Source organism: Streptacidiphilus sp. P02-A3a (assembly GCF_014084105.1).
Taxonomy (GTDB): domain Bacteria; phylum Actinomycetota; class Actinomycetes; order Streptomycetales; family Streptomycetaceae; genus Streptacidiphilus.
In genome coordinates, this window is record NZ_CP048289.1 from 6,033,924 (window position 1) to 6,048,745 (window position 14,822).

Annotated in this window: 5 protein-coding genes; all 5 read left to right on the forward strand. The window is 73.6% G+C overall.

The window, feature by feature from the left end; genetic code table 11:
• The first annotated feature begins 15 nt into the window (after positions 1-15).
• The 5 genes from GXP74_RS25850 (at position 16) to GXP74_RS25870 (ending at position 14,713) form a co-directional block, all read left to right on the forward strand.
• Complete coding sequence (locus GXP74_RS25850; protein WP_182453629.1) at positions 16-8,727, forward strand: type I polyketide synthase; 8,712 nt, start codon at positions 16-18, stop codon at positions 8,725-8,727.
• A gap of 87 nt (positions 8,728-8,814) precedes the next feature.
• The gene (locus GXP74_RS25855; RefSeq protein WP_370468567.1) at positions 8,815-12,879 is read left to right on the forward strand and encodes a type I polyketide synthase; all 4,065 of its coding nucleotides are present in this window, start codon (positions 8,815-8,817) and stop codon (positions 12,877-12,879) included.
• A gap of 74 nt (positions 12,880-12,953) precedes the next feature.
• Positions 12,954-13,727, forward strand: a complete 774-nt coding sequence (locus GXP74_RS25860; protein ID WP_182453631.1) for an SDR family NAD(P)-dependent oxidoreductase — start codon at positions 12,954-12,956, stop codon at positions 13,725-13,727.
• A gap of 69 nt (positions 13,728-13,796) precedes the next feature.
• On the forward strand, positions 13,797-14,243 hold the full coding sequence (locus GXP74_RS25865; RefSeq protein ID WP_182453632.1) for an ester cyclase: 447 nt from the start codon (positions 13,797-13,799) through the stop codon (positions 14,241-14,243).
• The gene (locus GXP74_RS25870) at positions 14,240-14,713 is read left to right on the forward strand and encodes a nuclear transport factor 2 family protein (protein WP_182453633.1); all 474 of its coding nucleotides are present in this window, start codon (positions 14,240-14,242) and stop codon (positions 14,711-14,713) included. The genes GXP74_RS25865 and GXP74_RS25870 overlap by 4 nt, the downstream gene beginning before the upstream one ends.
• Positions 14,714-14,822 lie beyond the last annotated feature (109 nt).

Consider the following 14,822-nt stretch of genomic DNA (forward strand, 5'->3'; position numbering starts at 1 on the left):
GAGAGGACAAGCAACATGAGCGACGATCAGATACGACACCTCCTCAAGCGGGTGGCCGCTGAGTTGCACGACACCCAGCAGCGCCTGCACAAGGTGCAGGAGGACGCGCAGGAGCCGATCGCCATCGTTGGCATGGCCTGCCGGCTGCCCGGCGGTCTGGACACCCCGGAGCTGCTCTGGGAGTTGGTGGCCGCGGGCGGCGACGCCGTCGGCGGTTTCCCGACCGACCGCGGCTGGGACGTGGAGGGGCTCTACGACCCCGACCCGGACAGCCCCGGGAAGTCCTACACCCGCAACGGCGCCTTCGTGCGCGGGGTGGCCGACTTCGACGCGGACTTCTTCGGGATCTCGGCGCGCGAGGCCCTGGCCACCGACCCGCAGCACCGGCTGCTGCTGGAGACCGCGTGGGAGGTCTTCGAGCGGGCGGGGATCGATCCGCTGCCGCTGAAGGGCAGCCGGACCGGTGTGTTCGCCGGGATGAACGGCCAGGACTACGCGGCCCGGCTGAACCAGGTGCCCAGTTCGGTCGACGGCTACATCGGCAACGGCAACGCCAGCAGCGTCGCCTCCGGCCGGATCGCCTACTCCTTCGGTTTCGAGGGCCCGGCCGTCACCGTCGACACGGCCTGCTCGGCGTCGCTGGTGGCGCTGCACCTGGCCGCCCAGTCGCTGCGCTCCGGCGAGTCCGACCTGGCGCTGGCGGGCGGCGTCACCGTGATGGCCTCGCCGCTGGCGTTCCAGGAGTTCTCCCGGCTGCGCGGGCTGGCGGAGGACGGCCGCTGCAAGGCGTTCGCCGCCGCCGCCGACGGGACCGGCTGGGCCGAGGGCGCCGGGCTGCTGCTGCTGGAGCGGCTGTCCGACGCCCAGCGGCTCGGCCACCCGATCCTCGCCGTGGTCCGTGGCAGCGCCGTCAACCAGGACGGCGCCTCCAACGGCCTGACCGCGCCCAACGGCCCCTCGCAGCAGCGGGTCATCCGGCAGGCCCTCACCAACGCCCGACTCACCCCGGCCGACATCGACGCGGTCGAGGCGCACGGTACCGGCACCACCCTCGGCGACCCGATCGAGGCCCAGGCCCTGATCACCGCCTACGGCCAGAACCGCCCGGCGGAACGGCCGTTGTGGATCGGCTCGGTCAAGTCGAACATCGCGCACACCCAGGCGGCGGCCGGTGTCGCCGGGGTCATCAAGATGGTCCAGGCGATCCAGCACGGCCTGCTGCCCAAGACCCTCCACGTCGACCAGCCCTCACCCCACGTCGACTGGACCGAAGGCAACGTACGGATTCTGACGGAGGCTCAGGAGTGGCCGGAGACCGGCGCCCCGCGCCGGGTCGGCGTCTCGGCCTTCGGCGCGAGCGGCACCAACGCGCACGTGATCCTGGAGCAGGCCCCCGCCGTCGAGCAGGCGTCCCCCGAGGAGACCGCCGCCGAGCCGTCCCCGGCGCCGGAGGCGCTGCCCTGGCTGGTGTCCGCGCGGACCCCGGCGGCGCTCCGGGCCCAGGCCGAGCGGCTGATCTCCTTCGTCGAGGCCGGAACCGAGCCGGAGCCCGTTGACGTCGCGCACGCGCTGGTCGGTTCCCGGGCGCTGCTGGAGGAGCGGGTCGCGGTCGTCGCCCGGGACCGGATCGGGCTGCTCGACGCCCTGGGCGCGGTGGCCAGGGGCGAGTCAGGGCCGCAGCTGGTACGCGCCTCGGCGGCCACCACCGGTGGCGGCCTGGCCTTCCTCTTCAGCGGCCAGGGCAGCCAACGGCTGGGCATGGGCCGTGAGTTGTACGACAGCTACCCGGTGTTCGCAGCGGCCTTCGACGCCGTGGCGGACGAGCTGGACCGGCACCTGGCCGGTCATGTCGACCGCACCGTCCGCGAGATCGTCTTCTCCGCGACGGAGGCGGACAGCGGACAGCTGGACCGGACCGTGTTCACCCAGACCGGACTGTTCGCGGTCGAGGTGGCGCTGTTCCGGCTCTTCGAATCCTGGGGCGTACAGCCCGACTTCGTCTCCGGCCACTCCATCGGCGAACTGACGGCCGCTCATGTCGCGGACGTGCTCACGCTCCAGGACGCGGCGGCGCTGGTCGCCGCCCGGGCACGGCTGATGCAGGCGCTGCCGGACGGCGGCGCGATGGTCGCCGTGCAGGCCACCGAGGCCGAGGTACTGGCCGAGCTGGCGAACCGGGGGCCGCTCGCCGCCCGGGTCGGCATCGCCGCCGTCAACGGCCCCACCTCCGTGGTGCTCTCCGGTGACGAGGAGCCGGTCATCGATCTGGCCGGGCACTTCGCCGAGCAGGGCCACCGCACCCGCAGGCTGCGGGTCAGCCACGCCTTCCACTCGGCGCACATGGAGGGCATGCTCGCCGAGTTCCGCGAGGTGGCCGCCGGACTGTCGTTCGCCGCACCGCGGATCCCGGTGGTGTCCAACCTGACCGGTGTCGTGGCCACGGCGGAGGAGCTGGGCAGCGCCGACTACTGGGTCCGGCACGTCCGCGAGCCCGTGCGGTTCCGGGACGTGGTGGGTGAGTTGGAGTCGGCCGGAGTCACCGCGTTCGTGGAGCTCGGACCGGACGGCGTGCTCACCGCCATGGTGCGGGAGTCGCTGGGCGAGCGTCCCGAGGGCGAGGGCCCGCTGCTCGTCCCGGCGCTGCGCCGCAACCGGCCGGAGACCGAGACCGTGGTCACCGCCCTGGCCCATATCGCCGTCAACGGCGGCCGGGTCGACTGGACCGCCTTCCTCGGCGGCCCGCCCGGACACCGGCTGGACCTCCCCACCTACGCCTTCCAGCGGCGCCGCTTCTGGCTGGACCAGCCGGAGTCGACCGACACGGACGCCAAGGGCCTGGGGCTGACCCCGGCGGCTCACCCGCTGATCGGCGCGGCCGTGGGCCTCGCCGACGCGGGCGGCGCGCTGTTCACCGGACGCCTGTCGTTGCAGTCGCACCCGTGGCTGGCCGACCACGCGGTCCTCGGCACGGTGCTCGTCCCGGGAACGGCCTTCGTGGAACTGGCGATCCGGGCCGGGGACGAACTCGGCGCCGACCTGCTGGACGAACTGGTCATCGAGACACCGCTGATCCTCAACCAGCGCGACGCGGTCCAGCTCCAGGTCGCCGTGGGCGCTCCGGACAACGCCGGACGGCGCACGGTCACCGTCCACTCCCGGCCCGAGGCCGCGACCGAGGGTGACGCCCGCGACTGGACCCGGCACGCCAACGGCGTACTCTCCCACGCGGGTTCGACTCCGGAGGCGGCCACGGACAGCCTCGGCGGCAGCTGGCCGCCAGTCGGGGCCACCGAGGTCGAGCTGGCCGACGTCCGAACCGCTCTGGCCGAGGCCGGACTTGAGTACGGGCCCGCGTTCCTCGGACTGCGCACGGCCTGGCGGCGCGGCGACGAGTACTTCGCCGACGTCGCCCTCCCCGAGGAGCAGCGGGAGGCCGCCGGACGCTACGGCGTGCACCCGGCGCTGCTGGACGCCGCGCTGCACCTCGCCGCGCTCCAGGACTCGCCGCAGGCCCGGCACCGGCTGCCGTTCGCCTACCGGGGGGTGCGGCTGCACGCCTCCGGCGCCGCCGCACTGCGGGTGCGGCTGCGGGCCGTCGGCTCGGAGGAGCTGGTGCTGGACACCGCCGACGGCAGCGGGGCTCCGGTGGTCACCGTCGAGTCCCTGGTCACCCGCCCGGTCTCGGCCGAGCAGCTGCGCGCGGCGGGCGACGCCACCGCGGACCGGCAGCAGGACTCGCTGTTCCGGCTCGCCTGGACGCCGCTGGCGGGGGCGGACCCGGCACCGGCGGCCGAGTCGCGTACCTGGGCTGTGATCGGCGCCGAGCCCCAGGCGCTGCTCCCCGGGGCCGAGCAGGTCCAGGCGTTCCCGGACCTCGCCGCACTCGCCGCCGCCCTGGACGCGGGTACCCCCGCGCCCGAGCTGCTGCTGGTCGACGCCACGGCTGCCACCGCCGACGGCGCCTCACCGGTGCCCGCCGTGCACGCGGCCACCCACCGGTGGCTGGAGCTGCTGCGCGGCTGGTCCGCCGACACCCGGCTGGAGTCCACGCTGCTGGTCGTGGCCACCCGAGCGGCGGTCGCGGTCACCCCGGACGAGTCCCCGGACCTGGTCGCCGCGCCGCTGTGGGGGCTGCTCCGCTCGGCCCAGTCGGAGCACCCCGGCCGGATCCTGCTGGTCGACACCGATGCTGACGTGGCGTCACTCGTCCTGCTGCCTGGCCTCGTCCACCGTGACGAGCCGCAACTCGCGCTCCGCGCGGGATCGGTGAGCGTGCCGAGGCTGGTCCGCGCCGAGTCCGCCTCCGACACCGCCGAACTCCCGTGGAACCCCGCCGGAACCGTGCTGGTCACCGGCGGCACCGGAGTCCTCGGCTCACTGCTGGCCCGGCACCTGGTCTCCCGACACGGTGTCAAGCACCTGCTGCTGACCAGTCGTAGCGGCGCACAGGCCCCGGGAGCGGCCGAGCTGCGGGAGGAACTGACCGCGCTCGGAGTCGAGTTGACCATCGCCGCCGGAGACGCGGCGGACCGGGACTTCCTCTCCGGGCTGATCGCCGGGATCCCGGCCGAGCAGCCGCTCACAGCCGTGGTGCACACCGCGGGTGTGCTCGACGACGGAGTGCTGGCCTCGCTCACCCCGGAGCGGTTCGACACCGTGCTGCGGCCCAAGGCCGACGCGGCCTGGAACCTGCACGAGCTGACCCGGGATCTGGATCTGGCCGCCTTCGTGCTGTTCTCCTCGGTCTCCGGGGTCCTCGGTGCTCCCGGCCAGTCCAACTACGCCGCCGCCAACACCTTCCTGGACGCCCTCGCCCAGCACCGCCGCGCCGCCGGACTGCCCGCGCAGTCCCTGGCCTGGGGCCAGTGGGCGCAGGCCAGCGGCATGACCGCGCACCTCGGCGAGGCCGATCTGGGCCGCGCCGCCCGCTTCGGCATCCGGGCGCTGTCGTCGGCCGAGGGGGTGGACCTGTTCGACGCGGCCCTTCGCCTGGACCGGGCGGTGCTGGTGCCCGCCCCGCTGGATCTGGCCGCGCTCCGCCGCCAGGCCTCCGCCGAGACCCTGCCGTCGCTGCTGCGCGGACTGGTCAGGCCCGCGCGCCGGGCCGCCGGAACCACCGCCCAGGGCGGCGGGCACCCGCTGGCGCTGCGCCTGGCCGGTCTGGACGACGCCTCGGCGCGCGATGCGGCGCTGCTGGAGCTGGTCCGGGCGGAGGTGGCGGTCGTGCTCAGCGCCGACACGGACGCCATCGGCGCGCGGCGCGCGTTCAGCGACCTCGGGCTCGACTCGCTGACCGCGATCGAGCTGCGGAACCGGCTCAACACGGCCACCGGGCTGCGCCTCCCGGCCACGCTCACCTTCGACTACCCCACCCCGGCTGACCTCGTCGGCTATCTGCGCACGGTACTGCTCCCGGCCGAGGCCGACGCCGCGCCGACGGCCTCGGCCGTGGTCGAGGGTGGTTCGTCGGATGAGGCGGTGGCGATCGTGGGGATGGCGTGCCGCTATCCGGGTGGGGTGCGTTCGCCGGAGGACCTGTGGCGGTTGGTGGCGGACGGTGTGGACGCGGTGTCGGAGTTCCCGACCGACCGTGGCTGGGACCTGGAGCGGTTGTTCCATCCGGATCCGGACCACGCCGGTACGTCCTACAGCCGCCACGGCGGGTTCCTGGACGACGCGGCCCTGTTCGACGCGGGCTTCTTCGGGATCTCCCCGCGCGAGGCGCTGGCCACCGACCCGCAGCAGCGACTGCTGCTGGAGACCGCCTGGGAGACCCTGGAGAACGCGGGCATCGACCCCACCTCCCTGCGCGGCAGCCGCACCGGCGTCTTCGCCGGGGTGATGTACCACGACTACGCGCCACGGCTGCAGGAGGTCCCGGTCGGCCTGGAGGGCCTGGTCGGCAACGGCAACGCGGGTAGCGTGGCCACCGGTCGGATCGCCTACACGCTGGGCTTCGAGGGCCCGGCGGTGACCGTGGACACCGCCTGCTCCTCGTCCCTGGTCGCACTGCACCTGGCCGCCCAGTCGCTGCGCTCCGGCGAGTCCGACCTCGCCCTGGCCGGCGGCGTCACCGTGATGTCCTCGCCCGGGGCGTTCACCGAGTTCTCCCGGCAGCGCGGCCTGTCCCCCGACGGCCGTTGCAAGGCGTACGCGGGTGCCGCCGACGGCGTCGGCTGGGCCGAGGGCGTGGGCCTGCTGCTGGTGGAACGGCTGTCCGACGCCCAGCGCCTCGGCCACCCGATCCTCGCCGTGGTCCGTGGCTCCGCCGTCAACCAGGACGGCGCCTCCAACGGCCTGACCGCGCCGAACGGCCCCTCGCAGCAGCGGGTCATCCGGCAGGCCCTGACCAACGCCCGACTCACCCCGGCCGACATCGACGTGGTCGAGGGACACGGCACCGGTACCACCCTCGGTGACCCGATCGAGGCCCAGGCCCTGATCGCCACCTACGGCCAGAACCGCCCCGCCGACCGACCGCTGTGGCTCGGCTCACTGAAGTCCAACATCGGCCACACCCAGGCCGCCGCCGGGGTCGCCGGGGTCATCAAGATGGTCCAGGCGATCCAGCACGGTGTGCTGCCCAAGACCCTCCACGTCGACCAGCCCTCACCCCACGTCGACTGGACCGAAGGCAGCGTCCAGCTTCTGACGGATACCCAGGACTGGTCGCCTGCCGGTGAGTTGCGTCGCGCTGCGGTCTCCTCCTTCGGGGTGAGCGGCACCAACGCGCATGTGATCCTGGAGCAGGCCCCGGCCGTCGAGTCGCAGCCCGCGACCGCTCCGGCCACGCCCCTGCCGTGGGTGCTCTCCGCCCGGACCCCGGACGCGCTGGCAGCCCAGGCGGAACGCCTGCTCACCCTCGCCGAAACCCCGGACGCCCCGCACCCGGCCGACATCGCCACCGCACTGCTGCACTCGCGGGCGCTGCTGGACGAGCGGGCGGTGATCGTCGCCGAGGAACCGCAGGACTACCTGACCGCCCTGCGCGCCCTGGCCACCAACGCCCCCGCCCCCGGCCTGACCCGCGGACACGTCCGCCCCACCGGCAAAACAGTCTTCGTCTTCCCCGGACAGGGATCCCAGTGGCCCGCCATGGCCACCGAACTCCTCACCACCTCACCCATCTTCACCCACCACATCCAGCAGTGCGCCGACGCCCTCGCCCCGCACACCGACTGGAACCTCCTCGACGTCCTCCACCAAACCCCGAACACACCCACCCTGGACCGCGTCGACGTCGTCCAACCCGCCCTATGGGCCGTCATGATCTCCCTCGCCCGCCTGTGGCAACACCACGGCATCCACCCCGACGCCGTCATCGGACACAGCCAAGGCGAAATCGCCGCCGCCCACATCGCCGGCGCCCTCACCCTCACCGACTCCGCCCGCATCATCACCCTCCGCAGCCAAGCCATCAACACCCTCAGCGGCCACGGCACCATGGCCTCCATCAACCTCCCCACCAACCAGGTACAGCAGCGCCTGGCGCCCTGGGCGGACCGCATCTCCGTCGCCGCCGTCAACGGACCCGCCACGACGATCGTCTCCGGTGAGGTCCAGGCCATCACCGAGCTCGTCAACTCGCTGGAAGCGCAGGCCATTCGCGTGCGGGTGATCCCCGTCGACTACGCCTCCCACTCCGCCCAGGTCGAACGCATCCAGGACCAGATCCTGCACGACCTCGCCCCCATCACCCCCCAAACCGCCACCATCCCCCTCCTGTCCACCGTCACCAACACCTGGATCGACACCACCACCCTCGACGCCACCTACTGGTACACCAACCTGCGCCAAACCGTCCGACTCCACGAAGCCACCCACACCCTCGCCACCACCGGACACCACACCTACATCGAAATCAGCCCCCACCCCGTCCTCACCACCGCCATCCAAGGAACACTGGAGGAGATCGACCACCAGGCAACCGTCACCGGCACCCTGCGCCGCGACGAAGGCGGACTCAACCGCCTCCACACCTCACTCGCCGAAACCTTCGTCCACGGCACCCAGGTCACCTGGCAACCCGAAAACGACGACACCACCCCACGGCAGCACGTTCCCCTCCCCAGCTACGCCTTCCAGCACGAGCACTACTGGCTGGACAGCGCACCCGTCACCGGCCCGCGTCCCGAGCTGGCCGACGGCGCCCTGGGCGCAGTTGACGAACCGTCAACTCAGGACGCCGACAGACTGCGGGAGCAGCTGGTGGGGGCCACCGCCGAGGAGCGGGCGGTGCTGCTGCTGAACCTGGTTCTGGCCGAGACCGCGGTCGTCCTCGGGCACAGCTCCCCCACCGCCGTCGACGCCAACGGCGCGTTCAAGGATCTCGGGCTGAACTCGCTCACCGCCGTGGAGTTGCGCAACCGGCTGCGCGAGGCCTCCGGGCTGGCGCTGTCGGCGACCCTGGTCTTCGACCACCCGACGCCGGTCGCCATCGCCGACCACCTGGACGCGGAACTCGCGCTCACCGAGGTGTCGGCGCTGCCCTCCGCCTTCGTGTCGCTCGGCCAGTTGGAGAGCAGGGTCGCGGCGTCCGTCCTGGACGACGCGGAACGGCCCGAGATCGTCGCCCGCCTGCGCGGACTGCTGTCGCAGCTGGACGCCACCGCCGTCTTTTCGAGCACCGGCGGCAGCGAGAGCGACAGCGGCAACGCGATCGACATCGACGTCGCGACCGACGAAGAGCTCTTCGCGCTCATGGACAACGACCTGGATTCGCTCTGATGCGCTCCGACCCGACCCGACCTGCCCCGAAGGAGCCCGCCGGCCATGGCCGATGACGAGAAACTGCGCACCTATCTCAAGCGTGCGATCGCCGATGCCCAGCAGTACCAGAAGCGGGTGCGCGAGCTGGAGGCGAGCACCTCGCAGCCGATCGCGATCGTCGCGATGGCCTGCCGACTGCCCGGCGGCGCGGACTCCCCGGAGAAGCTGTGGCAGCTGGTGGAGGCCGGTGGCGACACCGTGACCGAGTTCCCGGCGGACCGCGGCTGGGACATCGAGGAGCTGTTCGACCCGGACCCGGACAGCCCCGGGAAGACCTACACCCGGCACGGCAGCTTCCTGCCCGAGGCCGCCGACTTCGACGCCGAGCTGTTCGGGATCTCCCGGCGCGAGGCGCTGGCCACCGACCCGCAGCACCGGCTGCTGCTGGAGACCGCGTGGGAGGCGCTGGAGCGGGCCGGGATCGAGCCCGGCACCCTGCGCGGCAGCAAGACCTCGGTCTTCGCCGGGATCGCGGGCGGCGACTACGCTCCGCGGCACCACGAGGCGCCGGAGGATCTGGAGGGGTACCTCGGCATCGGCTCGCTGGACAGCGTCGCCTCCGGCCGGATCGCCTACACCTTCGGCTTCGAGGGCCCGGCGGTGACCGTGGACACCGCCTGCTCGTCCTCCCTGGTCGCGCTGCACCTGGCGGTGCAGTCGCTGCGCTCCGGCGAGTCCGACCTCGCCCTGGCCGGCGGCGCCACCGTGATGTCCACCCCGCAGGGGTTCATCGAGTTCTCCCGCCAGCGCGGCATGTCGGTGGACGGTCGCTGCCGCGCCTTCGCCGCCGACGCCGACGGGACCGGCTGGGCCGAGGGCGCCGGACTGCTGCTGCTGGAGCGGCTGTCCGACGCCCAGCGGCTCGGCCACCCGATCCTCGCGGTGGTCCGCTCCACCGCCGTCAACCAGGACGGCGCGAGCAACGGCCTGACCGCCCCCAACGGCCCGGCGCAGCAGCGGGTCATCCGGCAGGCGCTGGCCAACGCCCGGTTGAACCCCGCCGACGTCGACGCGGTCGAGGCGCACGGCACCGGCACCACCCTCGGCGACCCGATCGAGGCCCAGGCGCTGATCGCCACCTACGGCCAGAACCGGCCCGCCGACCGGCCGCTGTGGCTCGGCTCGCTCAAGTCCAACATCGGCCACGCCCAGGCGGCGGCCGGGGTGGCCGGGGTGATCAAGACGGTGGAGGCGCTGCGCAACGGCGTGCTGCCGCGGACGCTGCACGTGGCGGAGCCCACCCCGCACGTGGACTGGTCGGCCGGGACGGTGCAGCTGCTGACCAAGGCCCGGGCCTGGCCGGAGACCGGCCGCCCGCGCCGCGCGGGCGTGTCCGCCTTCGGTGCCAGCGGCACCAACGTCCACGTGATCCTGGAGCAGGCCCCGGCCGACGCCCCCGATCCGGTCACGCCCGCCGAGACCCCGGCTCCGGCCGAGGCGGCGCCGACCAGGACCGCGGCCCCCGACCTCCGGCGGCCGCTGCCCTTCGTGCTGTCCGCGCGCACCCCGGCGGCGCTGCGTCGGCAGGCCGAGCGGCTGACCGCGCGGATCGTCAGCGACCCCGGGCTGCGCCCGGCCGACCTGGCCCACTCGCTGGCGACCTCGCGGGCGCTGCTCTCCGAGCGGGCCGTGGTGGTCGCCGCCGACCGGGACGCCCTGCTGGCGGGCCTGGCGGCGGTGGCGGCCGACGAGCCCGCGCCGCAGCTGGTCGGCGGCTCGGAGCGGCCCGGCGGCCTGGCCTTCCTGTTCACCGGTCAGGGCAGCGAGCGCACCGGCATGGGCAGCGAGCTGTACGCCACGCACCCGGCGTTCGCGGCCGCCTTCGACGCGGCGGTGGCCGAGCTGGACAAGCAGTTGAGCGGGCACGTGGACCGGTCGGTCCGGGACGCCGTGCTGACCGACGGCGGCGACGCGGCGCTGCTGCGGCGCCCGGTGTACGCCCAACCGGCGCTGTTCGCGGTCGAGGTGGCGCTGTTCCGGCTGTTCGAGTCCTGGGGGGTGCGCCCGGACGTGGTCGCCGGCTACTCGATCGGCGAGCTGACGGCGGCACATGTGGCGGGCGTGCTCTCGCTGCCGGACGCGGCGGCCCTGGTCGCCGCCCGGGCCCGGCTGCTGGACCGGCTGCCCGCCGACGGCGCGATGCTCGCCATCCAGGTCTCCGAGGAGGAGCTGGCCCCGGTGCTGGCCGAGCACGTTGACCAGGTCGGCCTGGCCGCGGTCAACGGCCCGGAGGCGGTGGTGATCTCCGGCGAGGAGCACCTGGCGCTGTCGATCGCCTGCCGCTTCGAGGCCCTGGGCCGCAGCAGCAGGCGGCTGGAGACGGCGCAGGCGTTCCACTCCCCGCAGGTGGCGGCGATCGCGGCGGAGTTCCGCGAGGTGGCCGCCGGGCTGACCTTCGCCGCGCCGAGGATCCCGCTGGTCTCCAGCCTGACCGGGCTCCTGGCCACGGCCGAGGAGCTGGGCGACGCCGACCACTGGGTCCGCCAGGTGCAGGGCACGGTCCGCTTCCACGACGCGCTGCGGCAGCTGGCCGAGCTCGGCGCCAGTACCTTCCTGGAGCTGGGACCGGACGGGGTGCTCACCGCGCTGGCCCAGGACTCCCTGCCGGAGGTCGCGGACGGCCTGCCGCCGGTGGTGCTGCCGGTGCTGCGCCGGGGTCGTCCGGAGGCCGACACGGTCGCGGCGGCGCTGGGGCAGGCACGGATCCACGGCCGCGCGGTGGACTGGGAGGCCGTGCTGTCCGGGCTCCAGCCGCAGCGGGTGGACCTGCCGACCTACGCCTTCGACCGGAGCAGCTACTGGATCACCCCGGGCGCGCCCGTCCGCGGCGCCCGGCGCGGCTCCGGCCTCGCGGCCAGGACCCGCCCGGCGGCCTCCTCGCTGCGCAGTCGGCTGGCGGCGGTCGCGCCGGAGCAGCGCGAGGCCTTCCTGTTGGACGCGGTCCGGGCCGAGGCCGCCTCGGTGCTCGGCACGGTCGCCGACGCGGTCGGCCCGCACCGGCCGTTCGGCGAGCTCGGCCTGGACTCGCTGACCTCGGTGGAGCTGCGTACCCGGCTGAACCGGGGGATCGGGCTGCTGCTCCCGGCGACGCTGGTGTTCGACCACCCGACCCCGGTCCGGCTGGCCGGGTACCTGTTGCAGCGGATCGGCGACCTCCCGCAGGAGCTGCCCGCCGACCCGCTCGACGCCGACCAGCAGGACCAGGAGGAGCAGGAGCAGCGGTCCGAGCGCAATCCCCTGGACGCGCTGGACCGGATCGCCGCGCAGGGGCCGCTGGCCACGCTGTACCAGCAGCTGTGCGCCCAGGGCAGCTACCTGACCGCGTCCGAGCTGCTGATCGTCGCCTCCCACCTGCGGTCGGAGTTCGACGCCAGGGCGGCGGAGCGGCACACCCTGACGCCGCTCCAGCTGGGCACCGGACCGGCCCGGACGAAGATCCTCTGCTTCCCGTCGCTCAGTGCCATCTCCGGCCCGCACGAGTACGCGCGGCTCGGCCACACCCTGCGCACCGAGCGCGACGTCTTCGTCTTCCCGGCGCCCGGGTTCGGCGACGGCGACCCGCTGCCGGACGGTCTGGAGACCTTCGTCGGGATGCAGGTCGAGGCGGCGCTCAAGGTGGTCGGCGACGACCCCTTCGTCATCGTCGGCCGCTCGATGGGCGGTTGCGTGGCGCACGCGGTCGCCGCCGGTCTGGAGGACCGGGGGGTGATCCCGACCGGCCTGGCGCTGATCGACACCTACCCGATCGAGGGCCCGCGCGACGAGGGCATCCGGGGCTGGTGGCTGGCCGCCATGATCCAGGGGATGCTCGACCGGATCGAGCGCTACGAGATGCCCTGGAACGACCACAGCCTCAGCACCATGGGCGGCTACCTGCGGATCTTCGCGGGCTGGGAGCCCAAGCCGCTGGCCGCGCCGACGCTGCTGCTGCGGGCGCTGGACCCGGTCGAGGGCATGGACCTGGACCCGGCGAGCCCGGTCGACTGGCAGGCCTACTGGCCGCTGGACGTCGAGGAGGCGGACGTCCACGGCGACCACTTCTCGGTGCTGGAGGAGGACGCCGAGCTGACCGTGGCGGCCATCCGGGACTGGATCGACCGGCTCGGCTGACCACCCCACCGCGGATCCGTCGCGGACCCACCCGAACCCCACCCGAACCCCTGACATCCATCCGAGGAGACAGAATGGTGCCACCCGTCGTCGTCGTCACCGGCGCGGCCTCCGGAATCGGCCGGGCGACCGCCGAGCTCTACGCCGAGCGCGGCTACCGCGTGGTCGCGGTCGACGTGAACGAGTACGGGCTCAAGGAGCTCGCCGCGCGCGACGGCGAGGCGTTCGCCACGCTCGTCGGCGACGTGTCCAGCGAGGCCGTCAACAACGCCATGGTGCGGCTGGCGCTCCAGCGGTTCGGCCGCCTGGACGCCGCCGTCCTGAACGCGGGTATCGGCGGCGCCGGGCCGCTGGAGTCGGCCGGGGCGCTGGACCGCTTCGACCGGGTGCTGGCGGTGAACGTGCGCGGCGTGGCGGCGGGCATCCGGGCGTCGGTCCCGGCGCTGCGGGCGGTCGGCGGCGGCTCCATCGTGGTGACCTCGTCCATCTCCGGGCTGCGCGGCGACCCGGGGGTCTGGGGCTACAACGCCTCCAAGGCCGCCTCGATCAACCTGGTGCGGGCAGCCGCGCTTGACTATGCGTCAGAGAACATCCGGATCAACGCGATCGCCCCCGGCGGCGCGATCACCGCGATGACCGCCGGGGTGCTGGCGGACCCGGAGACGGCCGCCGTGCTGACCGCGCGGATCCCGCTGCTGCGCTGGTCGGACGCCCGGGAGCAGGCCGAGGTGATCTGGTTCCTCACCTCCCCGGCGGCGTCCTTCATCACCGGTGTCACGCTGCCGGTCGACGGCGGGATCATCGCCAGCACCGGCATCCTGCCGCCGCCGGGCCGCCCCGGCGAATAGCCGAGCGCCACCGGCAGACCCATTTTCCCGCCCGGACGACCGCGGCGGGCACTGAAGAGGAGGGCATGAATGGGGCAGGAAATCGCCGAGGAAAGCAGAACCGAACTCGCCAGGAACAAGGAAGTCGCCCGGCGCTATTTCGAGGAACTCGTCAACGAGCGGCGGCTCGACCTCCTGGAGGAGATCATCGCCGAGGACGCGGCCGACGAGACCCGGGTCGGCCCCGGCGGCCGGGGCAGCCGCGAGGACTTCCGCGAGCACGCCGTGTGGCTCTTCGAGAACGTCGGCGGTGCCCGCACCACCATCACCGACCTGATCGCCGAGGGCGACCGGGTGGTGGTCTTCTGGCGGCTGGAGGGCGTCCAGCTCGGGGAGTTCTTCGGGGTCCCGGCCACCGGCAGGCCGTTCAGCGGCGCCAGCATCAGCACGCTCACCATCAGGGACGGCAAAGTCGTCCGCTACAACGTCCTGCCCGACCGCCTCGGCGTGGTCCGGCAGTTGGAGGCAACCCCATGACCCGCAAGCTGCTCGCCACCGACCTCGCCGAGATCCGGCAGACCCTGTCGCTGTTCTCGCACGTGTTCGACAACGGTGACGCGGACGCCCTGGACCTGGTCTTCACCGAGGACGTCACGGTGCGCAACACCATCGGCCGGGGCTACGAGCTGGTCGGCATCGAGGCGGCCCGGGACTTCACCCGCCGGTTCGTCGTCGGCACGGTCGACCACCAGACCCTGGACACGGTGGTGCTGGTGGACGAGGACGGCACCGTCCGCACCCGCAGCCGGTACCTGGGGCTGCTGGCCGACGGCAGCATCCACGGCGGTGACTACTACGACATCCTGGTCCGCACCGAGGCCGGCTGGCGGATCAGCTACCGGCTCTCGACGTCCCGGCTGCCGAAGCTGGAGAAGACCGAGCCGGAGCCCGGCCTGCTCGACCCGTGGCGTCCGCGCGCCGGGCAGCCCCCGGTGACGCTGATCTGAGCCACCGCCGCCCCACCCGCCGACGGCGGGCCCGCGCACCCGCGCGGGCCCGCCGTCGTCATGATCAGGGGCTGGCTAAGGGTCCGGTAGGGGTTACCCGGGTCCGGGG